22 protein-coding genes are annotated in these 21,567 nt (G+C 70.3%); 18 read left to right on the top strand and 4 right to left on the bottom strand.

Features of this window, described 5'->3' with window-relative positions:
• Positions 1 to 539 precede the first annotated feature (539 nt).
• Positions 540 to 818 (top strand): hypothetical protein, encoded by a 279-nt coding sequence (locus Q7T52_RS03945; protein WP_304799601.1) that lies wholly within the window; start codon positions 540 to 542, stop codon positions 816 to 818.
• Positions 819 to 1,071: 253 nt separating this feature from the next.
• On the opposite strand, the gene Q7T52_RS03940 is transcribed toward Q7T52_RS03945, so the two are convergent.
• A complete protein-coding gene (locus Q7T52_RS03940; RefSeq protein WP_304799599.1) occupies positions 1,072 to 1,578 on the bottom strand; it encodes a hypothetical protein in 507 nt (168 codons plus the stop codon).
• A gap of 611 nt (positions 1,579 to 2,189) precedes the next feature.
• On the opposite strand from Q7T52_RS03940, the gene Q7T52_RS03935 reads away from it, so the two are divergent.
• The 12 genes from Q7T52_RS03935 (at position 2,190) to Q7T52_RS03880 (ending at position 13,091) form a co-directional block, all read left to right on the top strand.
• A complete protein-coding gene (locus Q7T52_RS03935; protein ID WP_304799597.1) occupies positions 2,190 to 2,501 on the top strand; it encodes a hypothetical protein in 312 nt (103 codons plus the stop codon).
• A 275-nt stretch (positions 2,502 to 2,776) separates the two neighbouring features.
• Positions 2,777 to 3,829: a hypothetical protein gene (locus Q7T52_RS03930; protein ID WP_304799595.1), complete on the top strand. Its 1,053-nt coding sequence runs from the start codon at positions 2,777 to 2,779 to the stop codon at positions 3,827 to 3,829.
• Entirely contained in the window at positions 3,829 to 6,000 is a 2,172-nt protein-coding gene (locus Q7T52_RS03925; RefSeq protein ID WP_304799593.1) for a hypothetical protein, read from the top strand. Before Q7T52_RS03930 ends, Q7T52_RS03925 begins: the two co-directional genes overlap by 1 nt.
• A 219-nt stretch (positions 6,001 to 6,219) precedes the next feature.
• Positions 6,220 to 6,594 carry a hypothetical protein gene (locus tag Q7T52_RS03920; RefSeq protein WP_304799591.1) on the top strand — a complete coding sequence of 125 codons (375 nt, stop codon included), beginning with the start codon at positions 6,220 to 6,222 and terminating at the stop codon, positions 6,592 to 6,594.
• On the top strand, positions 6,591 to 7,277 hold the full coding sequence (locus Q7T52_RS03915; RefSeq protein ID WP_304799589.1) for a hypothetical protein: 687 nt from the start codon (positions 6,591 to 6,593) through the stop codon (positions 7,275 to 7,277). Before Q7T52_RS03920 ends, Q7T52_RS03915 begins: the two co-directional genes overlap by 4 nt.
• A gap of 52 nt (positions 7,278 to 7,329) precedes the next feature.
• On the top strand, positions 7,330 to 7,701 hold the full coding sequence (locus tag Q7T52_RS03910; protein WP_304799587.1) for a hypothetical protein: 372 nt from the start codon (positions 7,330 to 7,332) through the stop codon (positions 7,699 to 7,701).
• A gap of 735 nt (positions 7,702 to 8,436) precedes the next feature.
• Positions 8,437 to 9,417, top strand: coding sequence for an SDR family NAD(P)-dependent oxidoreductase (locus Q7T52_RS03905; protein ID WP_304799585.1), 981 nt, complete (start codon positions 8,437 to 8,439; stop codon positions 9,415 to 9,417).
• A 13-nt stretch (positions 9,418 to 9,430) separates the two neighbouring features.
• Positions 9,431 to 10,060, top strand: coding sequence for a nitroreductase family protein (locus tag Q7T52_RS03900; RefSeq protein WP_304799583.1), 630 nt, complete (start codon positions 9,431 to 9,433; stop codon positions 10,058 to 10,060).
• The gene (locus Q7T52_RS03895) at positions 10,048 to 10,692 is read left to right on the top strand and encodes a hypothetical protein (RefSeq protein ID WP_304799581.1); all 645 of its coding nucleotides are present in this window, start codon (positions 10,048 to 10,050) and stop codon (positions 10,690 to 10,692) included. Before Q7T52_RS03900 ends, Q7T52_RS03895 begins: the two co-directional genes overlap by 13 nt.
• The gene (locus Q7T52_RS03890) at positions 10,689 to 11,171 is read left to right on the top strand and encodes a glutathione peroxidase (protein ID WP_304799579.1); all 483 of its coding nucleotides are present in this window, start codon (positions 10,689 to 10,691) and stop codon (positions 11,169 to 11,171) included. Before Q7T52_RS03895 ends, Q7T52_RS03890 begins: the two co-directional genes overlap by 4 nt.
• A gap of 1 nt (position 11,172) precedes the next feature.
• Positions 11,173 to 11,643, top strand: a complete 471-nt coding sequence (locus Q7T52_RS03885) for an SRPBCC family protein (protein WP_304799577.1) — start codon at positions 11,173 to 11,175, stop codon at positions 11,641 to 11,643.
• A gap of 101 nt (positions 11,644 to 11,744) precedes the next feature.
• Positions 11,745 to 13,091 (top strand): NAD-dependent malic enzyme, encoded by a 1,347-nt coding sequence (locus Q7T52_RS03880; RefSeq protein WP_304799695.1) that lies wholly within the window; start codon positions 11,745 to 11,747, stop codon positions 13,089 to 13,091.
• Positions 13,092 to 13,144: 53 nt separating this feature from the next.
• Here the strand turns inward: Q7T52_RS03880 and Q7T52_RS03875 are convergent, their stop codons facing one another.
• Positions 13,145 to 13,825, bottom strand: coding sequence for a hypothetical protein (locus Q7T52_RS03875; RefSeq protein WP_304799575.1), 681 nt, complete (start codon positions 13,823 to 13,825; stop codon positions 13,145 to 13,147).
• Positions 13,826 to 13,892: 67 nt separating this feature from the next.
• On the opposite strand from Q7T52_RS03875, the gene Q7T52_RS03870 reads away from it, so the two are divergent.
• The 5 genes from Q7T52_RS03870 (at position 13,893) to Q7T52_RS03850 (ending at position 19,325) form a co-directional block, all read left to right on the top strand.
• Positions 13,893 to 15,503, top strand: a complete 1,611-nt coding sequence (locus Q7T52_RS03870) for a von Willebrand factor type A domain-containing protein (protein ID WP_304799574.1) — start codon at positions 13,893 to 13,895, stop codon at positions 15,501 to 15,503.
• Positions 15,504 to 15,705: 202 nt separating this feature from the next.
• Positions 15,706 to 17,172 (top strand): fatty acid desaturase, encoded by a 1,467-nt coding sequence (locus Q7T52_RS03865; RefSeq protein ID WP_304799572.1) that lies wholly within the window; start codon positions 15,706 to 15,708, stop codon positions 17,170 to 17,172.
• A complete protein-coding gene (locus Q7T52_RS03860; RefSeq protein ID WP_304799570.1) occupies positions 17,172 to 17,378 on the top strand; it encodes a ferredoxin in 207 nt (68 codons plus the stop codon). The genes Q7T52_RS03865 and Q7T52_RS03860 overlap by 1 nt, the downstream gene beginning before the upstream one ends.
• 31 nt (positions 17,379 to 17,409) lie before the next feature.
• Entirely contained in the window at positions 17,410 to 17,997 is a 588-nt protein-coding gene (locus Q7T52_RS03855) for a TetR/AcrR family transcriptional regulator (RefSeq protein WP_304799568.1), read from the top strand.
• 74 nt (positions 17,998 to 18,071) lie between these two features.
• On the top strand, positions 18,072 to 19,325 hold the full coding sequence (locus Q7T52_RS03850; protein ID WP_370692287.1) for a M15 family metallopeptidase: 1,254 nt from the start codon (positions 18,072 to 18,074) through the stop codon (positions 19,323 to 19,325).
• 15 nt (positions 19,326 to 19,340) lie between these two features.
• On the opposite strand, the gene Q7T52_RS03845 is transcribed toward Q7T52_RS03850, so the two are convergent.
• Both Q7T52_RS03845 and Q7T52_RS03840 read right to left on the bottom strand, forming a co-directional pair.
• A complete protein-coding gene (locus Q7T52_RS03845; RefSeq protein WP_304799565.1) occupies positions 19,341 to 20,633 on the bottom strand; it encodes a hypothetical protein in 1,293 nt (430 codons plus the stop codon).
• Positions 20,634 to 20,706: 73 nt separating this feature from the next.
• Positions 20,707 to 21,555, bottom strand: coding sequence for an alpha/beta hydrolase (locus Q7T52_RS03840; RefSeq protein WP_304799563.1), 849 nt, complete (start codon positions 21,553 to 21,555; stop codon positions 20,707 to 20,709).
• Positions 21,556 to 21,567 lie beyond the last annotated feature (12 nt).

The raw sequence follows: 21,567 nt of genomic DNA, 5'->3' as shown, positions 1-21,567 counted from the left end.
ACGTCCGCTTCGTGAAGTCGTTGATTTACGGGGATGACGGGGCGGTCCTGATCTCGCACGGACGCGTTGCATGCGTACTGACGTGGCTTACTTCAGCGTTCGAAGACGAATCGCCGATACGCATCATCTGGACTCGACCGGACAGCCGCCGCCATGGCTTCGCAACGGACCTCGCACGCGCCGTGAACGGACGGCACCCCCTGCGACACTCGAACCTTCGTACCGCTGAAGCGGAGTCCTGGTCCGCTCAGACTGGCCTCCCCAGGCCCACCAACAAACATGCCCCGTCCGAGTTGGGCGAAGCGGGACCTGTAGCGGCCGAGACGGCGCGCGTGCGCCTCGGGCTTCCTGGATTCCAGCCTGGCGATGCGCCATCTCTGTACGACGCGTTTGAGTTTGAGGCCGACTGGGCGCCGGTGACGCAGACGCGGGGGAGCGCGAGGCAGGTCCTCCACTGCATGCGGGCGGGGCATTCGCTGGGATCAGTGTCTCTTGGGCTCCGACATTTAAAGGCTTCACCTCCGCAAGTCAGCTTGGACATGATCCGGGTCAACGACGATCCGCACTGCCGCCACCAGGTAGTCGCGTTCTTCCTCATGCGCCATGTGGTCGCCAAGTGGCCGGGTGCTGCGGTCGTAGGTGGTCCGCTGAGCGAGGACGAAGGTCCCGGCCCGAGGTTCCGGCTTCGCTGCTGGGACGAACTCGACGTCCCGTTCCATTCGATGGGTTGTTCGCTCGGCGAGGGCTGCGAGTGCCGAGCCAAGTTGCCTTCGGAGATTGAAAGACGTCAACAGTTGCGGCGGGACGCCGACACCTGAGTTACCTCGGCGGTGTGCGAGGGGTCGAAGCCCAACCGAGGAGTGAGGTCGGGGGATAGGCCGCAAACGACACGACGTGCTAACCGCAGACCTTCGGGCCGCGACGTCACTCATGAGTGGACGTCGCAGGGCGCAATGGGTCGATCCCGCTGCTGCTCGTCGACCACATGTCGCGGTTGGGCGCCTTGGTGGTCGTATTGACGTCGGGGGGCACCCGCCGTGTTGAGCAATCGACCTCGCGTGGTGCTGAGGGTCAGTCGGTGTCGGTGTTTTCGTATCGGCGGGTGACGACGGGTGGGAGGGCGCTTTCGCGCCAGGCGACGAGGTCTTTGGAGCAAAGCAGGAGTGCGTGTTGCCAGGTGCCTTCGTGTTGTGACTGGAAGTGGGTCGAGGACCGTCCGACGGCGAGTGAGAGTTGGTCGATGAGGGTGGAGAGTTCTTGGACGTCGGCCCGGGTGAGGCCGACGTGGGGTTGGCCGCCTGAGGACCGGGCGGCTCTTTCGGCTTGCTTGCGGTCGTTGTAGGCGGTGTCCCTGGCTCTGCGGCGGTCTTCGGTGCAGGCCCCGCAGGTGGCGCGGGGGCGTCCGGGCCCTTTGGAGGGGAGCAGGGTGTCGTCGCAGCAGGCGCAGTAGGGGGTGCCGTCGGCTGCTCGTCGGCGTTTGAGCCCGGCGTCCGGTGCGGTGATCAGTTGCTGCTCCCCGATGGGGGCTGACTCGGGTGGGTGTCTGGCCTTGTCGTAGGTGACGCCGGGGGGAAGCATGCTCACTCCTGTGGTGAAGCGGGGCGATCGGCCACGTCGTTTGGCCGGATCTTCGGACGCGTAATCGGGGTTCTGGCCCCGGACGTAAGTGTCGCGAATTCGCGTCGTATTCGTGCGGCGTCTCGCCGTCTATTCGTGCGGCGGGTTCCGTCCGGGCCGGTTGGGCGCCGTGAATGCGGGCGGTTGCGCCCGTGTTCGGCCGCGCGCCGACGAGGGCGGGATGTCAGCGCGAACTCGCGCCGGATTGGTGTCGGATTCGTGTCGCCACGGTCGGGTCTTGAGCTCATGCACGGTGGCCGTCCGATGCTGCAGGCTTACCCATGTCGCCGCAAGCAGGTCCGGGTCACCGGCCGGATCTGCTGGCCGACACGGGGCAGACGTCGAGGTGACGACGTGTGCGCTGGGCGAATAACAGGTCTGTGGTTGCTTGACCCGCCTGTGACCCGCCATCCACGATGTAGCGGATCCGTTACATCGTGGTGCGAAGGAGACGGCCGCCGTTGACGCGGCGACCGCCTCCCCGGACCGGCGCATCAGCGCGCCTGCCCGAAGTTGCACCCCGGCCTTACCAGGACCGGGATCCACCGAAACAGAACTAGGAAACCGCTTCGATGAGTACAACTCTCGCTCCACAGACTCTGCCGGTCAACGTCGACAGGTCGCACCGCGACGTATTGGACGCCCTGGCCGCAACCGGCTTCATCCTGGACGTCCTCGACGACTACGACGCCTCCAAGGCCAAGCAGTCCGCAGAACCCCCCGCCGCACAGACCGTAAGCCGAGCCAGGCGCAACCAACTCTCCCGGATCGCCACCCTCGTGACGGGTTCAGCGGCGACCGACGAGCAGCGCCTCGAGTACCTGGCGTACCTCGCGGACCTCGGACACGGCTCGCCCGTTGCCAGCGATGGGGACCTGCGATGACCAAGAACGCACGCAAGCGCCTCACCCCGGCCCAGATCGCTCAGCGCGACGCAGACGACCCCATGATTCGCGCCCGAGCAGCAGCCGCATCCGCCTCCGCCTCAAGCGTGGCGACACCCCCCACGGATCGCCCCTCGCCCACGACGGCGGCATCGAACACAGGCCGAGAAGGCTCCGGCGACGTCGTCCTCCCAGCCCACACCTCCAACACGGCGACCGCCGGGGCGACCGCCGGGACGACCGCCGGGACGACCGCCGTGGCGACACCCGGAGCCGTGACCGCCACGACCGAGCACGGCACCACCCCACCGGCGGCACAGATCGGCCGGACCGACACCGCCGCCGGTTCCAGCACTCAGGCTGCCGAGTTCCGGCTCCTGACCGAGGGCGACACCGTCGGTGACGACGTCCGTCGAGCAGCTCTCCAAGCCATGTTTCCCGAAGGCCCGAAGCACGACGTCGCCGCCGTGAAGGCCACCGTCATCGAACTGATCTGCCAGGTCTCCTTCACCTCCTTCGTCTCGGACCGTTCGATGATGACGATCGGAACCTCGTTCGCGCGGTGGTGCCTTCACAACACCCCCGACTCGACCTTCAGGCCCGACCGCGACCTCAACGAGGACGCCCTCGCCGACTACCTCAACTTCGAGAAGAGCGGCGTCACCGACCAGACCCGAGACACCTACGCCTCCCAACTTCGTCGCCTGGCCCGCCAGGGAACCCCCCGACGTCGAGGGACCCGCAAGGCAGCCAGCGCGCCCTACAGCAGCCGCTCACGAGACCGCATGTGGACCGCGGCCTGCGCCATCGACGACTGGGTCGGGGCCGAATCGCGGTCGCTTCTCTCCTTGACCTTCGGCGGCGGCATCCGAAGCGACGAGGTGCACGCCTTCAAGGCCCGCCAGGTCACCCAGGTCGGCCGCCGTGTCGTCCTCGAAGTGATCAGCGGCGGCATGTGGGTCCGCCACGTCCCGGTCTACGGCCAGTACGGCCAGTGGCTCCTGACCCGCAGCCGCGAACTGCGGTTCGACGACTACCTGTTCCGTCCCACGTTCCTCGCCGACCGTGCAGACGCCATCTCATCGCTCGTGCCGAAGATGCGGGCCCGCAGCACCGTCTTCGCTGACTTCAAGGCCGCCCGGGCGCGTCACACCTGGCTCACCCAGGCCCTTGTCGCAGGGATCCCCTACAACGCGGTCAGCCAGGTCGCAGGCATCGGCAAGGACTCAAACCTCCCCTCCGACCTGCTGGTTCACATGCCGCACCTCAGCAGCGACGACACCTACCGGTGCTTCGACGCGGCCTACAACCGGGCGCAGGTGGCCTGATGAGCATCCACACCATCGCCACCCACGTCTCCGACCACGACACCGACGCACTCCTCGCCGACGCCGTCGCTGTCATGGCCCACGCCCGGGTCCCCGAGCTCCTCGGACAGGTCCCAGGGCCCATCCCCGCCCCGAACGGTGCGGATAGCCCGGACGGCCCGGCCGACTGGGACGACCTGGACGACCCGGACGCCCCGACCGACCCGCACGACTCGACCGACCCGGACGCCCCGGACGACCTGCGTCACCCGGAGGGCCCGGACGACCTGCGTCACCCGGAGGACCTGGGCGACCTGCCTCAGCCGACCGCTCCCAAGCCGGTAAGCACCGTCAGCAACGCGACCAACCCCGACGACCCCGACCGCGCAGGCGTCGAAGTCGACCAAGCCCCACCCGGCGCCTACACCGTCCACGGGTTCTTGTGCGCCCAGTACGAGATGGTCGCCAGCCACCGGCCGTTCTCCCTCAAAGAACTCTTCGACACCCTCTGGGTCCGCTACACCCCCGCCCAGATGGCAGCCATCGGCCTCGCCCACCTCCGCACCCCCGAACGCCTCGCCGCCATGGCCCGACCAGTCCCCAAGCCCGGCCAGCCCGTCACCAACGCCGACATCAACCGGGCCGTCCGAGCCAACAAGGCCGAATACCAGCGCATCTGGCAAGAGTTCCAGCGAGCCTTCGCCGCCATGGACGACACCCCCATCGTCGCCAACCATCGCGGAACCGACCGACCCAGCCGCACCGAAGTCGCCAGGGCCGCAGCCCACCCCGACCTCATCCCCAAGCGCCAACTCAAGTGGGCGGTCCTCAACGCCATCATCGGCGCCAGCGTCCACCACGAAAACGACCGGCGCCACCCCGGCACACCCCTCCACGAAGGGATCCTCGCCAACCACCACGGTCACGTCGCCATCGACGAAACCCACGCCGTAGTCGGCCTCGGCGACCTCCCCAAGGGCGCCGCACCAGGCAACCAAATCGCACGAGTCCACGCCAAGAGCCGACAGCACAAAGGCATGGCACCCGCCGTCGTCGGCGTCACCCTCGGCATCGCCGCATCCCGACCCGACCAGGCCCACGCCAACCCAGACCTGTGCCTCGCCGCCAGCATCCACCACCCCACCGGCGGACTCGGCTCAGCCGCCCTTACCGTCATGGACGCCATCGACACCAACCGGCTGCGCGCACCAAGACCTTCCAACCGCAACCAATACGTCATCGTCGACGGCGGCTACACCGAAGCGGTCAACCTCAACCGCCAGCTCCACGCACGCCACTACGGCATGGTCATGGAGTACCGCAAAGACCGCCGCGTCCTCTTCGAGGTCGGAGCCATCAACCACCCCGACGGCGAGCGCACCCCCGGCATCCACATCTACAACGGCCGACCCCTCTGCCCCGGCGAAAGCCGCAAATGGCTCGAGAAGACCAAGCCCCGCATCCCCAAGGACGACGACGGCAACTTCCTCCCCGGACCCGAACTCGACGCCCACGCCAAGCTCGAGCGACGCATCACCGCCGCCACCATGCCCACCCACGGACGACCCGAAGAACACGCCAACCGCCCACGCGGCGGCCAACGCAAAACCCACCCCGGCGTCCCCACACCCACACCCGACAACGTCATGCGCGTCACCGTCATCTGCCCCGCCATCCAAGGCACCGCACGCTGCCGCATCTTCGACGACTTCGCCGACCCCGCCCTCGCCCACCTCCCCGCAATCCCCGCCCCACCCGTCGACCTCCCACTCGACAAGAGGCCCGCCTGCTGCTCCAACGACAGCGGAAAAATGCGCGTCAACATCCCCCTCGACGTCTTCAAGACCTGGCAAGACTTCATGCCCGGCACCTGGGAACACGAGGACTGGTACACCGCACCCAGATCAGCCAACGAGCGATACAACAACTACCTCAAGCGCCCCCACGGCGGAGCGAACCTCTCACGCGGCGCCATCGCACCCCGCAAAGCAGCCCCCTTCGCCCTTGCCATCGCCATGAGCGTCGCCACCACCAACCGACGCGTCATGGAGTCCTGGGACGCCAGGGTCGCCGCAAAGGGCGGAGTCATCCCCGCCCCACCCGCCAAAGCCAACCGCGAGGCACGAGCCGCCGCCCTCAACGCCGACGGCACCGCCACAACCGGCGCCAACCGCCCCACAAGGGGCCGCTGACCCCGCCAAACAGTCACCACCGCCACCCCCGCCCCTACAACCAGGGCACCCCAGGCCGCCGCCACTGACCTAACCGGCCGATAGCCACCTGGGGCCCCGCAACCCCACCGCCGAGCTGCACGCCAAGTGCACCGCACCGCGCGCAGCTCGGCGGCGGGACCCGCACGCCCAAACACCACCCACCCGCACACCCAGAACCCGCGCCTCAGAAAGAAGCCAATGACCAACCACGAACCCGACCAGCCCGCCGACCAGCCCGCCGACCAGCCCGCCAACAACCCCAGGCAGCCGCAGCACCACGAACTACACGGCCGCTGGGGCTACACCCACCCCGCAGAACGCGGCCAGGCCTACATCGCCGTCATGCGCGACATCGCCGAAGCCCACGACGACATCAACCTCCACGAACACCACCTCGAAGAACTCGTCCGCATCATCCGGCCCTTCCCCCGAATGACCCCCGACGAACTCAACAACGTCCTCGACGGCATCCACGACGCCCTCCTAGAGCTCCTCGGCGAACTCATCGTCGAACCCCGAATCGGCAACCGACCCTTCCGCGACGTACTCGGAGTATTCGGAGACCCCGAATGAGGTTTTACAAAGAAGACTCAAACGGCCGATACGTACCCGCTGACTGGGCAACAGGAGCAGGAATCCACTTCAAATGCCACCTCACCCGCGCACTCATCGCCCTCGACGACGACAACGAGAACTGGCTAGACGAAACGGCCAGCCACCTCAAAGCAGCACGACGAATCGTCGCCCACGCCGTCGCGAGCTCTGACCCAACTCGGCTCACCGGCCTCATCGAGACAACCCTCGCCGAAATCGAGCAAAACGTCGACCGCAAACGCGCCTACCTGCGCGACAACGCCAGCACACTCCCGCCCGGTCCGAAAGCAACCGGTCGGGCCTACGGACAACCGCCGCCTCATCGGTACCCAACACCCACCGACCAGCCGATAACCAAACCGCGCCACCGCCCCACCGAAACGTCCGAACAAACCAAAGGAAGCCCCATGACCACCGCACCACCCGCCGACCAATTCGGCACCCACATGCCCGAATACCAGCGCGGACGCGCCTGGTACCGCCACCTCATCGAATCCACCCTCGTCCACATCTCCAACCGACCCGACCTCGCCAACCGCGCCTTCGACAACGTCGAAGACGTCATCGCGCCCCTCATCGAATGGAACGAAGACCAACTCCGCGACTTCATCGCGGGCGTAACCCGCGAACTCGAAGACCTCATCTACCCAAACGGTCGATAACCGCCTCCCACCATCCCAACCAACCCACCCCACAAACCCACCGGAAAGACCCATGAGCGACTACAACCTCGACACCAACCATGCCAACGCAGACCGCGACGAAGCCTGGCAAGAAATCATCGACGGCCAACCCGAAATCCCACCCCTCACAACACCACCACTCGACTTCATCGAGGAATGCAACCGCAACATCGCGCTCTACCAAAACCCCACCAACACACTCTGGCGAGAACTCGGCGAACACGACTGGGACCTCTCAGTCACCCTCGGCCGATTCGGCGACGACCACCCCGAAAACGAAATCGCACAGGAGCGCCTCGAACAGCTACGCGAACACCTCCACCACCTCACCGCCGACCAACTCCGCAGCTACATCAAAGGCATGCACTCCGGCATGAACACCTTCTTCTGGAACGGCCTTTGACCGCACACCCTCAACAACCACAAACCAGCTTCACCACAAAGGGACCGTCCCCACCAGGGACGGTCCCTTTCGCATTACCCAAAACAGATCGTGGGAGATCCACGCCCCCAATCGAACGCCACAAACAAAACGGCCCGTCCAGCTCCCGAAACAACACAGCAAGCAGAACCGGACCCGGACACCTGTCGTAGCTCAAACCGTCCAAACCGGGCGGCCCGTGGACGGCCCACAACGCCCTGACCTGCACAAACGAATCGTGGGAGACAAGCACAACGGCTCGTGGGAGCCCGAACCGCGAACCGTCCATGACCTCCCGACATGAATCGCTCACACACACAGGAACAGGCCAGGAGCCCTCGGGCTCCTGGCCTGTTCCCGTTGCTGACGGACCGGCCCCGGACTACTTCCTCGGGATCGTGACCGCCGCGGTGGTCGCCGAGCCGCCCACGTGGGCCGGGTTCGACGCGGTGACCGTCACGGTGAGGCGCTTGCCACGTCCTGACGTCGTCCGGCCGGGAGCCGGAGCGGGACCCCGAACCACCGCCGCACCCGGCCGCGCCCTGAGGTCTCCCTTGAGCAAATGTTTGGGTTGAGGGTGGCGCGGGGCCGGAAACCCTCGGTTAGCCTGAAATCGCCGTCCCCCGCTCGACCGTGGGGGGAGAGCGGGGGACGGTTTCTCACTCTGCACGTCGTTGCACGACCTCGCTCGACCTGCCCCTTCGTAGATTGGGCAGCGTGCCCGCACTCACCGCGCTCCTCGACGGGGCCCTCGACCGGTCCCTCGTCCTCGGCTACACCCGGGTCGGCCCCGCCCTGCGGCGCCGCTGGTGGCCGGCCGACCCCGAGCCCGGCTCGCTCGCCGGGCGGCGGGTGGTCGTCACGGGTGCGACGTCGGGCATCGGCGAGGCCATGGTGACGCTGTTCGCGGCGCTCGGGGCGACCGTGCACGTGCTGGGCCGCAACCCCGACAAGGTCGCCGCCGTCGTGTCCGACGTACGCCGGTCGCTGCCGTCGGCCGACCTCGTCGAGGAGGTCTGCGACGTGGGTGACCTCGACGCCGTCCGGGCCTGGTGCGACGACCTGGCCGGCCGCGTGGACTCGCTGCGCGGCCTCGTCCACAACGCGGGCGTGATGGTCCCCGAGCGGACCGAGTCGGCCCAGGGCCACGAGCTCGCCCTCGCGGTGCACGTGCTCGGGCCGCACCTGATGACCGAGCGGCTGCTCCCGCTCCTGGGCGCCGAGGCCGGCAACCCGGGCAGCGTGGTGTGGATGTCGTCGGGCGGGATGTACAGCGCCGGGCTGCGGAGCACGCCCGACGAGATCGAGTACCGCGACGGGACCTACGACGGCGTGCGCGGCTACGCCCGCACCAAGCGGATGCAGGTCGAGGTCGTCGACGCCTGGAACGACCGGCTGCGCGGTGGCCAGGTGCGCATCGAGAGCTGCCACCCCGGCTGGGCCGCGACCGCGGGCCTCACCGACAGCCTGCCGGGCTTCGAGAAGGTCATCGGCCCGCTGCTGCGAGACGCGGCCGGCGGCGCCGACACGGCGGTCTGGCTCGTCGCGACCCGCCCCGACTCCTCCGGCACCCACCACTTCTGGCACGACCGGGCGCCGCGCCCGACCACCTACCCGGTCCAGCGCCGGCGGGATCCCGCCGAGCGGCGGGCCTTCGTCGACTACGTCGCGGCCGCCACCGGCACGACGTGGCCCTGACAGACTGCGCGCCGTGAGCCACGCCCCGATGCCCGACGCCGAGGGCCTGGCCGAGCCGCTGCGCTCGCGGTGGAGCCCCAGCGTCTTCGACGACGCCCACGAGCTGACGTCCGCCGAGGTCGCCACCCTGCTCGTGGCGGCGTCGTGGTCGCCGAGCGCGGGCAACAGCCAGCCGTGGCGGTTCGTCGTCGCGCTGCGGGGCAGCCCCACGCACGCCGCGTTCGTGCCGCACCTGAGCAGGGGCAACTCCGGGTGGGTGCCGCGCGCGTCGCTCGTCCTGGTCGCCGGGTGCGAGGTCGTCGACGTCAAGGACGCCGACACCGCGCGCTACGACCTCGGGCAGGCCTCGGCCCACGTGACCCTCCAGGCGCGGGCCATGGGCCTGCACACCCACCAGTTCGCCGGGTTCGACAAGCCCGCGGCCGCTCTCGCGCTCGGCGTGCCCGAGAGCGTGCGGCTGATGGCGGGCATCGCGATCGGGGTCCGCGGCGACCCGGCCGACGTTCCGGAGCGCGACCGGGAGCGCGAGGACCGCGAGCGGACCCGCCGCCCGCTCGGCGAGATCGCGTTCACCGCTGGCGACCCGGGCGACCCGGGCGACCCGGGCGACCCGGGCGGCGGGTGGCGGCCGTGGGCCGGCTGAGGCACAAGGGCGTCCTCGTCGTCCTGCTGCTCCTGGCCGTCGTCAACCTGCCGTTCGTGCACGGGGCCTGGGTCGGCCGCGACATCGACCGCAACGGCGTCGAGGTCGTCGCGACCGTCCTGCAGACCCGCGAGTCGGGCCGGGGCGGGCTGGTCGAGTTCCGCTTCGACACCGAGACCGACCCCGACCAGCAGACGTGGACGGCGGCCCTCGACGAGGAGGCCTTCGCGCGGGCGGAGCAGACCGACGAGCTCGGGGTGCGGGTCGTGCCGGGCTCGCCCAACCGCTACCGCGCCGCCGGCGAGCTCGGCGCCGGTCTGCTCGTGGGGCTGACGGTCTTCGCCGACGTCGTGCTGCTGCTCGCGCTGGTGCTGATGCTGCGCCGTCGTACGGGCCCGCTGGCGCTCGTCGCGCTCGAGGACGTGCGCCGGGCGCGTCCGGGCGGGCGCCTCGAGCGGCTCACGCCCACGACCTACCTCGTGACCGGCGAGGTCAGCCTGATCGAGGCCGACGCGGTCGTGCTCGACGTGGGTGACCGCGAGGTCCGGGTCGACCTCGGCGGGTTCGAGAACCCCGTGGGGTACGAGCAGCCTGCGCAGGTGCGGTGCCGCCTGCCAGAATCGTCGGCATGACCTCACTCCAGGACTTCAGCGCCACCACCCTCGACGGCCAGCCCGTCGACCTGTCGGCCTACGCCGGCCAGGTGGTGCTGGTCGTCAACACCGCGTCGCAGTGCGGCTTCACCCCGCAGTACGAGGGCCTCCAGAAGCTGTGGGAGTCCTACGGCGAGCAGGGCTTCGTCATCCTCGGCTTCCCGTGCGACCAGTTCGGTCACCAGGAGCCCGGCGACGAGGCCACCATCGGCGCGTTCTGCCAGAAGAACTACGGCGTCACCTTCCCGATGATGAGCAAGGTCGAGGTCAACGGCGACGACGCCCACCCGCTCTACCAGTGGCTCAAGCAGGAGAAGAGCGGCCTGCTCGGCGGCAAGATCAAGTGGAACTTCACCAAGTACCTCGTCGGCAAGGACGGCCAGGTCATCGACCGCTACGCGCCGACGACCAAGCCCGAGAAGATGGCGGGCGACATCGAGAAGGCGCTGAAGGCCTGAGGTGAGCACGTTCTCGTCCTCGACCACGGCCGAGGCGGTCGTCCCCGTCGAGCGCGACCGGGTGTGGGAGGTTCTCACCGACCCCGACCTGGTCGCCCGGTTCACGCCCTTCATCGCCAAGATCTCCGTCCAGGGCGACGACCACTGGATCTGGCACATGTCGGGGCTCCAGGTCCTGGGCAAGGGCTTCTCGGCCACCTTCACCGAGCGGATGACGCTCGAGGAGGGCAAGCGGATCGAGTTCACCCACGACCCGCCCCAGGGCGCCAAGGAGCGGGCCGGCGTGCACGGCTGGTACGCCCTCGCCGACCACCCGCGCGGCGTGATGCTCGAGACGAGCATGGAGATCTGCGTCGACCTGCCGCTGCCCAAGATCTCGGGCGGCGCCGTCCGGACCACGATGCGTGGGGTCATCAACCAGATGGGCGACCGGTTCTCCAAGAACCTGCTCGCGCACCTCGGGGTGTCCTGACCACAACGACCGCAACCCGTCGTTACTCGCTCGTAACGGACGGTCGGTGACATGGTGGCGACGTGTCCAGGACCGCCACCCCGTCGTCGTACTCGATCACCATGCGCCTCCACACCGCGCCCGACCACCGCGTGACCGGTGCGGTCGCCACGGCGATCGCCGAGGCGGGAGGCATCGTCACCGCGATCGACGTCGCCGAGTCGAGCCACACCCGGCTCGTCCTCGACGTGACGTGCTCGGCCGGCGACGCCGACCACGCCAAGCTGCTCGAGCAGGCCGTCGACGCGGTCGAGGGCGTCGAGGTCCACAAGGTCAGCGACCGCACGTTCCTGCTCCACATCGGCGGCAAGATCGAGGTGTCGTCCAAGGTCCCGCTGCGCAACCGCGACGACCTGTCGATGGCCTACACGCCGGGCGTCGGCCGGGTCAGCATGGCGATCGCCGAGAACCCCGAGGACGTGCGGCGCCTGACCATCAAGGGCAACTCGGTCGCGGTCGTCACCGACGGGTCCGCCGTGCTGGGGCTCGGAAACATCGGACCCGGCGCGGCGCTGCCGGTGATGGAGGGCAAGGCCGCGCTGTTCAAGCGGTTCGCCGACATCGACGCCTGGCCGATCTGCCTGGCCAGCCAGGACACCGACGAGATCGTCAAGGCCGTCGAGATGATCGCGCCGGGCTTCGGCGGCATCAACCTCGAGGACATCGCCGCCCCCCGTTGCTTCGAGATCGAGCAGCGGCTGCGCGCCAGCCTCGACATCCCCGTCTTCCACGACGACCAGCACGGCACCGCGATCGTCGTCCTCGCCGCGCTCACCAACGCGATGCGCGTCGTCGAGAAGGACCTCACCACGGCCCGGGTCGTCGTCGCCGGAGCGGGCGCCGCCGGAACGGCGATCGTCACGCTGCTCCTCGCCGCCGGGGTCACCGACGTCGTCGTCTACGACCGCGTCGGCTGCCTGGTGCCCGACCTCGCGGGCCTCTCGCCCGCCCAGGTCCAGCTGGCCGAGGCCACCAACCCGCGCCGCGTCACCGGCGACCTGCACGACGCGCTCAAGGCCGACGGCGGCGCCGACGTGTTCGTCGGCGTCAGTGCCCCCAACATCCTCGACCCCGAGTGGATCGCCGACATGGCCGACCGCTCCGTCGTGTTCGCCCTGGCCAACCCCGATCCCGAGGTCGACCCCGGCGAGGCCGGCAAGCACGCGGCCGTCGTCGCCTCCGGCCGCTCCGACTACCCCAACCAGATCAACAACGTGCTGGCGTTCCCCGGTGTCTTCCGCGGGCTGCTCGACGCCCGTGCCACCGAGATCACCGTCGACATGCTCCTGCGCGCCGCCCAGGCCATCGCCCACGTCGTCCGCGACGACGAGCTCAACTCGAGCTTCATCATCCCGAGCGTCTTCGACGCCGACGTGCCCAAGGCCGTCGCCGCGGCGATCCGCGGCTAGTCCTCACCCACGACGCGCTGACCCGTCGCCGATCGAGGACGGGTCGGCGTGGGTCAGGCGCCGGCGCGGACGACGAGCTGCTCGGCGGGGCGGTAGCGGACGAGCTCGTCGAGCGCGGTGTCGCGCAGGTCGGGGTCGGGCGCCGCGACGGTGACCGAGAACGGGTGGTCGGTGTAGGCGACGGTCACGCGGTAGAGCCCGTCGTCGCCGGGCTTCCTGGAGCGGAACACCAGCCGCTCGCCGTCGGCCTCCGAGACCGGCTTGGCGCCGTAGACGCGTCGGAGGAAGGCGAGACCCTCGTCGAGCGAGGTGCGCACGCTGTAGGTGATGACCACCGGGCGCTGGTCGTAGCGCTGGTTGCAGGCGAACTCGAACGGCCGGCCCTTGTCCTGGTCGCGCCGGCGCACCTGCGAGCAGTCGCTGTCGTCGGGCTTGAAGCTGGGGAAGACCCACCGCAGGCCGAACTTGCCCTGCGGCTGGGGGCACTGGCTGATCGGCGCCTGGGTGTTGTTCCAGCAGGTGACGTCGGGGTCGGTCGCGGCCTCCTGGGGCAGGTCGGCCCACAGCTTGCTGGCCCCGATGCTGGCCGCGACGAGGAGCCCGACGACGAGGGGCACGAGCACGATGCCGGCCCGCATCCGCTTCAGGGCCCGGAGCACCACGTTGCGCTCGCCGACCTCGTCGGCGTCGGGCGCATCGGCGTCGAAGCGCGCCATGGGTGCCGGGTCGGACATGGGTCCATTGTGCGGGTGGTGCGGGTCACGCCGGAACCCCGGCCCGGCGGGCTGCGTCCGACCCGGCATGACCACACGACGTACGACCGCGATCCTGGCCGGACTGGCCGTCACCACCGCCCTGGCCGTCTCGGGGTGCAGCGGCTCCGCGGGGGGTGACGAGGGGAGCGAGGTCGACGCCGAGCGCTACTACGAGTCCTACGACGAGTCGCAGCAGGACACCGCCGCGGGCGGGGCCGTGCCCCACGCCACCGCGGCCGAGGACGGCGGTGCGCCCGTGCCCGAGGCGCCCGAAGTGCCCGAGGTGCCCGACCCGGACGAGGACAACACGTTCGTCGACCCGGGCGTCAACGGCTTCGTCCCGACCGACCGTGACCCGCTGTCGACCTTCGCGCTCGACGTCGACACCGGCTCGCTGGGCGTCGCCCGCGCCCTGCTCAGCGACGGCTACGCCGTCCCGGCCGCGTCGGTCCGGCCAGAGGAATGGGTCAACGCGGTGCCGTACGACGACCCGGCGCCCACCGACGCCGACCTCGGTCTCGTCGCCGAGAGCGGCCTCGCCCCGACCCTCGACGACGGCACCCAGGTGGTCCGGGTCGGGGTCAGCGCCCGCGAGGTCGACCCGGCCGACCGCCCGCGCGTCAACGTCACCCTCGTCGTCGACCGCTCCGGCAGCATGGACGTGCGCGACCGGCTCGGACTCGTGCAGTCGTCGCTCGCGCTCCTCGCCGACCGCCTCGAGGACGACGACACCGTCTCGGTCGTCTCGTTCGAGGACCAGGCGGCGCCGATCCTCGAGCCGACGCCCGTCAGCGACACCGAGGCCATCCTCGACGCGGTCGAGCGGCTCACGCCCGGCGGCGGCACCAACCTCGAGGGCGGGCTGACCCTCGGCTACGAGCAGGCGCGGGCGGCCTTCGACCCCGAGGCCGTCAACCTCGTCGTGCTCTGCTCCGACGGCGTCGCCAACATCGGCGCCACCGGGCCCGGCTCGATCACCGACAAGATCGCCGAGGAGGGCGCCGACGGCATCCACCTCGTGACCGTCGGGTTCGGCATGGGCAACTACAACGACCACCTGATGGAGCAGCTCGCCGACCTCGGCGACGGCTTCTACTCCTACGTCGACACCTACGACGAGGCCGAGCAGCTCTTCGGCACCGACCTCACCACGACCCTGGTGCCGGTGGCCGCCGAGGCGCGCGCCCAGGTCGCCTTCGACCCCGAGGTCGTGTCGTCCTACCGCCTGATCGGCTACGAGAACCGCGACCTCGCCGACGAGGACTTCACCGACCTCGGCGTCGACGCCGGCGAGCTCGGCTCCGGGCACCACGCGACCGCGCTCTACGAGGTCACCGTGGCCGACGGCGTCGAGCCGGGGGCCCGGATCGGCACGGCCTCGCTGCTCTGGAGGCCCACCGGACCCGGCACCGGCGAGGCCGAGCCCCAGGAGGCCCAGGTCGACCTCGTCGCCGCCGACCCTGCTGCCGACCCGTCGGCGTCGCTGCGGCTCGCCACGGTCGCGGCCGACCTCGCCCAGGTCCTCAAGGGCGCCGCGCCGTACGCCGACCGCGGCGTCACCCTCGACGACCTCGACGAGCGGCTCGACGCGCTCGAGGGCACGCCCGGCGCCGCCGAGCTGGCCGACCTCGTGGAGCTGGCGCGTCGGGTGGGCTGACGGGCCGGCGTGCGGGCAGCGCGCAAGTAACTCACCGTCCGGAGGACTTGCCCGCCCGAATGCGGGCGGGTAAGTCGCACGGACGGTGAGTTACTGCTCCGCCGGCCGCCGACCCACCCGACTTTACAAACGCACCCCTCTTGTCAAGACGGTTTACATCACCTACGGTTCTGTAAACCCGCAAGGACGCAGGAGGCCCGCGATGACCGACACGATCCGCAACAGCACCGTTGCGCCAGGCTCGAGCGAGACCTGGAAGGACGGCAAGCGCTACCTGTGGCTGATCGGGCTGGTGGTCCCGTCGCTCGCGTTCCTCGCGGGCGGCCTGTGGGCCGCGACCGGGTGGGGCGTGTGGTTCTGGATCGGGCCGATCGTGGTGCTGGGCGTCGTCCCGGCCATCGACCTCGTCGCCGGCCTCGACCGCACCAACCCGCCCGACGACGCGATCGAGGCGCTCGAGAAGGACAAGTACTACCGGTGGATCACCTACCTGTTCCTCCCGATCCAGTACGTCGGCTTCGTGGCCGCGTTCTACGCGATGGCGAAGGGGGCGCCGTTCGGGCTCGGTGAGCTCAGCCTCGTCGACAAGATCGGCCTGGCCATCACGATCGGCACCATCGGCGGCATCGGCATCAACACCGCCCACGAGCTCGGCCACAAGCGCGAGGCCAACGAGCGCTGGCTCTCCAAGATCGCCCTGGCCCAGAGCTTCTACGGCCACTTCTACATCGAGCACAACCGCGGCCACCACGTGCGGGTCGCCACCCCCGAGGACCCCGCGTCCTCGCGCCTCGGCGAGACCTTCTACTTCTTCTGGCCGCGCACCGTCATCGGTTCCCTCAGGAGCGCCTGGAACCTCGAGAAGAAGCGCTACGCCCGCAAGAAGACCCACCCGTTCCACCTCGGCAACGACGTCCTCAACGCGTGGCTGATGTCGGCGGTGCTGTTCGGCGGGCTCGTCGCGTGGCTCGGCGTCGGCATCCTGCCGTTCCTCGTCCTCCAGGCCGTCGTCGGCTTCTCGCTGCTCGAGGTCGTCAACTTCATGGAGCACTACGGGATGCTGCGCCAGAAGGTCGGTGCCGGCGAGCGCCAGCGCTACGAGCGCGTCGACCCCTCGCACTCGTGGAACTCCAACAACATCGCCACCAACGTGCTGCTCTACCACCTGCAGCGCCACAGCGACCACCACGCCAACCCGACGCGTCGCTACCAGACGCTGCGCGACTTCGAGGAGAGCCCGGTGCTGCCGACCGGCTACGCCGGCATGATCGTCCTGGCGCTGGTCCCGCCGGTCTACCGCCGCGTGATGGACGAGCGCGTCGTGCGCCACTTCGGCGGCGACGTCACGCTGGCCAACATCCAGCCCCGCAAGCGTGCCGCCTACCTCGCCCGCTACCCGCGCCCCAGCGAGGTGCTCGAGGCCGAGCGGATCGCCCGCGAGGACGCCGCTCTCGCGGCCGCCGCGGCCGCCGCCGCCGAGGAGGTGCTGGCCGCCCGCTGCCCCGGCTGCGGCTACACCTACGAGGTCGAGGTCGGCAACGAGCTCGAGGGCTTCGCCGCCGGCACCGCCTGGAAGGACGTCCCCGACGACTGGTGCTGCCCCGACTGCGGCGTCCGCGAGAAGGTCGACTTCGTCCCGATCGGCGACACCGACCGGCAGGACGCCTGATGGCCACCATCCGCGTCGACCGCGACCGGTGCGAGGGCCTCGGCATGTGCGAGGCGATGGCCTCGGACTACTTCGAGCTCACGGAGTCAGCCGACGGCGACGACGAGATGACCGTCCTGCGCGAGGAGGTCCCCGACGCCGACCGCGGTCACGTCCACGCCGCCACCCAGGCGTGCCCGGTGCTGGCCCTCACCCTCACGGGCTGAGTCCCGCCGCAGGCCGCCTACCCTGGACGGCATGAGCGGGACGACGGCGGCGGGGGTGACCGGTACGTCGACGCGCGAGCGGGTCGTCGACGCCGCCGTACGCCTCACCAGCGAGATCGGCTGGTCGCAGGTGACGATGGCCAAGCTCGCCGACGTCGTCGGCGTCAGCCGCCAGACCGTCTACAACGAGATCGGCACCAAGCCCGGGCTGGCGGAGGCGATGATCCTGCGCGAGCTCGAGCGCTTCCTCGCGGTCGTCTCGCTGTCCTTCGACGACCACCCCGACGACCTCGTCGAGGCCATCCGGGTGGCGTCGCGCACCGTGCTCGAGCACGCCAAGGACAACCCGCTGCTCCACGCCGTCGTCTCTGCGACCCACGGCGCCGACACCGAGCTGCTGCCGCTGCTGACCACCCACGCCGAGTCGCTGCTCGTGGTTGCCAAGGCCGTGATCGTCGAGCGGATCGAACCCTACGGCGTCCCCCTCGACACCCACCGGCTCGACGCCGCGGTCGACATGGTCGTGCGAGTCGTGCTCAGCCACGTGATGCAGCCCAGCGGCCCCCCGGACGCCACCGCCGACGACATCGCCTGGATCGCCGCGCGCGTGCTGCGCTGACCTCCGGTCGAAGAGCTGGCCCAACCGGCCACCCGAGTTGCGTGCTCGTCATACCCTCGACATCGGGAGGGTGCATGAACGTGTCGCGCGTGTCGACCGCCGCCGCCGTGGCGGTGGTGCTGCTGGCGAGCGCCTGCACCGCCGGCCCGCTCGGTCCTGACGACCCCGACACCCCGGGGGCCACCGACACCGGCGACCCTCGTGCCGCGTCGGCGGAGCCACCCTCGCCCTCCGCCAGCACCGCCACCACCGCCACGGACGAGAAGCGCCCGGGCACCCTCGACCCGGCCTTCGCCGTCGACCCGCCCGGCCCGCGCACCCAGCGGATCGGCGTCGCCGACATCATGATCACCGCCCAGGACACCCTCGACCCCGACCTCGTCGAGCAGGTCTCGAAGATCGACGGCGTCATCGCCACGACCACGATCTCGCTGGCCAACGTGCCGATGGAGAACAAGGTCTACAACCTCGCGGCGGTCGACCCGGCGTCCTACCGGCTCTTCACCAGCAACGCTGACTTCCAGGAGGCCTGGGACCGCGTCGCGGCCGGTGAGGTCGCCGTGGCCAAGGGCCTCGAGAAGAAGGCGCCGATCGACGAGCAGGGGTTCCTCCGGCTCAGCGACGAGGACTCCGGCACCGTCCACGTCGGCTCCTTCCCCGAGCAGGCCGAGAAGATCGACCTCGTCGTCAACCGCAAGCGCGGCGAGGCCCTCGGTATGGTCCCCGACAACGCGATGCTCATCAGCACCGGCCAGACCGCGCCCGAGTCGTTGCGTGGGCCGATCGCCCGTATCGTCGGCGACGCGGCGACCGTGCAGAACCTCGACGCCGTCGCCCGCTACGGACTCGATCCCGGCGCCTTCGACTCTGCCGTGCTGGTCGGCGACTTCGCCGACGCCGTGGGTGTCTTCAACTTCACCCCGATCGGTGGCGGCCGGATCGCGCCCGACCCGGCGTGGGTGCGCAGCCACATCGTCCAGGAGACGGTGCCGATCCTCGGGACCATCACCTGCAACAAGTTCCTGATGCCCCAGCTCAAGGCCGCGCTCGGCGAGATCGTCCAGCTCGGCCTCGAGGACAAGATCAACCCGGGGGAGTACGCCGGCTGCTACTACCCGCGCTACATCGCCGGCTCGTCCACGCTGTCCAACCACTCGTTCGGCCTGGCCCTCGACCTCAACGTCCCCGGCAACCAGCGTGGCACGGTCGGCGAGATGGACCGCGGCGTCGTCGCGGTCTTCAAGCGGTGGGGCTTCGCGTGGGGTGGCGACTGGGGCTACACCGACCCGATGCACTTCGAGCTGTCCCAGCTCAAGGCGCCGGGCTAGCCCCGCCGGGCACGGTCAGCCGACGCTGATCGTCCCGTCGGGCTGACGGGCGCAGGTGAGCCGCGGTGCACCCGCGGTCCAGGCGCCTGCGAGGCACTGCCCGAGCGCCTGGTGGCCGGCGGCGCTGGGGTGCCACGACTCCTGGCAGGTCTGGTAGTGGTCGGAGCAGGTGTCGGTGACCCGCTTGATGTCGAGCTTGTCGAAGGGCGTGAAGCTCTCGACCTTGACCCCGGTCGGTCCGTCCATCACGCGCAGCGGCGTGGCGAGGGTGCCGGTCGGGCTGCCGGCGTCCTCGCAGAGGCGGGCGCCGTCGAAGGCGTGCTGGACGCTGAGGTAGGTGAGGTCGAGGCCCGGGCGCTCGGCGCGCAGGGTGTCGGCGGCGCCGGCGACCATGGCGCCGAGGCCCTGGCTGAAGCGGTGCGCGGGCGCGAGGCTGGCGACGTCGATGGGGCAGCCGGCGGCGTAGCGCTCGTCGACGAGGGCGCGGTACTTGTCGCGCTCGTCGTCGCGGCCGTCCTCCTCGAGGTAGTCGGCGGCGTAGGCCTCGGGCAGCGGGTTGGTGTAGTCCTGCAGCACGATCCGGTGCTCGCCGTCGGGGTCGATCTCGGCGAGGACGTCGACGACCTGGCGCAGCGCGGCGGTGGTGTCGGCCTGGGCCGCCGAGAACTGCTCCGGCCCGGCCAGGTTGGCGTCGGTGCACGGGTCCTCGTCGAGCTCGGTGCCGTTGATCCAGTTGAGGAGGTCGATCCAGACCTCCCACCAGCCGGTGTAGCCGTCGCCGACGAAGCGGCCGGCGCACTCGGCGGCGACGGTTCCGAAGGTGAAGTGGGCGTTGTTGGACCCGAGGCCGATGAGCACGAGGTCGATGTCGTGGGTGGTGGCGACCTGGCGGAGCTGGTCGATCTGGGCCGCGACCGTGCGGCCACCCGCGCGGGCGCTCGACGGGCTGGCCATGTCCTGCGGCTGCGCGCCGCTGCAGGCGATGTTGACGCGCTCGGCGATGCCGGGCAGGTCGGCCACCGCGATGCTGGCTTGGGGTGAGCGGTGGCAGAAGTAGGCGTTGGCGTTGGCGGCGTCCCAGCCCGGGAAGCCCTGGGTGATGCCGGCCTGGTCGACGACCGCGGCGTAGTCGCCGGCGCCCTCGCCGCTGATGAAGGAGTCGCCCATCGCGACCGCCGTGGGGGGTCGGTCGTCGGCCGCCGCCGGTGGGGCCTGGGCGGTCTGGGTGGCGACGCCCAGGGTCGCCACGGCGAGGACGGCGGCGGCTGCTGTGCGCCGGACGGTGGGGGTGACGCGACGTGCGGACATGCTGGACCTCCCGAGAGCGCGGCCCGCGGAACGTGGGCCGCTGCCCGCACTCTTCGCCCGGCCGGGCGGGCGGTCAACGGGAAGGTTCCTCCGTGAGCGCGGACCGCACGCGCTCGGCGACCATGGCCATCGTCGTCCGGGCCCGCTGGGGATCCTCGGTGAGGAAGTAGTGGTCGGCGCGGGGGGTGACGTCGTGGACGACGTCGACGCCGGCCTCGCGCAGCCGCTCGGCGTAGCGGTCGCCGTCGCGGCGCAGGGTGTCGCGCTCGGCGGTCAGCACGACCGCCGGCGGCAGGCCGGTGAGGTCGGGCGCCAGCACCGGGGAGGCGTAGGGCTCCGCGCGGGTCGCGGGGTCGGGGAAGTAGACACGGCGCACCAGGGCCCGCAGCGACGGCGAGATCATGCCGTTGCCCGCCGGCAGGTCGGAGGCGAGGTCGAGGGCGGGTACGCCGAGCACCTGCAGCCGCGGGACGAACGACCCGAGGTCGCGGGCCTGGAGGGCCACCGAGGCCGCGAGGCCGCCGCCGCTGGAGAAGCCGCCGACGGCCACCGGACCCGTCTCGGCGACCGTCGCCGCGACGTCGTGGCACTGGTGCTGGGCGACGGGGTAGGTGACGTAGGGGCCGGTGCGGAAGTCGACGTTGACGACCCGCACCCCGGCTGTGGCGGCGACGTAGCGGCACCACCAGTCGTCCATCTGTGGGTAGCGCATCAGCCACGCCCCGCCGTGGAAGTGGACCAGGGCCGGGGCGTCGGGCGCGCCGTACTCCCAGCCGGTGACGACGCCGTGGCGGGTGGCGTAACGGCGCCTCGCCGGCCGGGGGAGGTCCCGGCCGGCGAAGCGGAGGTCGGCGCCGTAGCGCACGGTGAAGCGCGCCGAGGCGTGCATCGTCATCGCGCTGACGCGGTCGGAGAGGCGCACGCCCGGTGTTCG

It is taken from the genome of Nocardioides sp., assembly GCF_030655615.1.
Classification (GTDB): Bacteria; Actinomycetota; Actinomycetes; order Propionibacteriales; family Nocardioidaceae; genus Nocardioides.
This window is presented reverse-complemented; position numbering and strand designations above follow the sequence as displayed.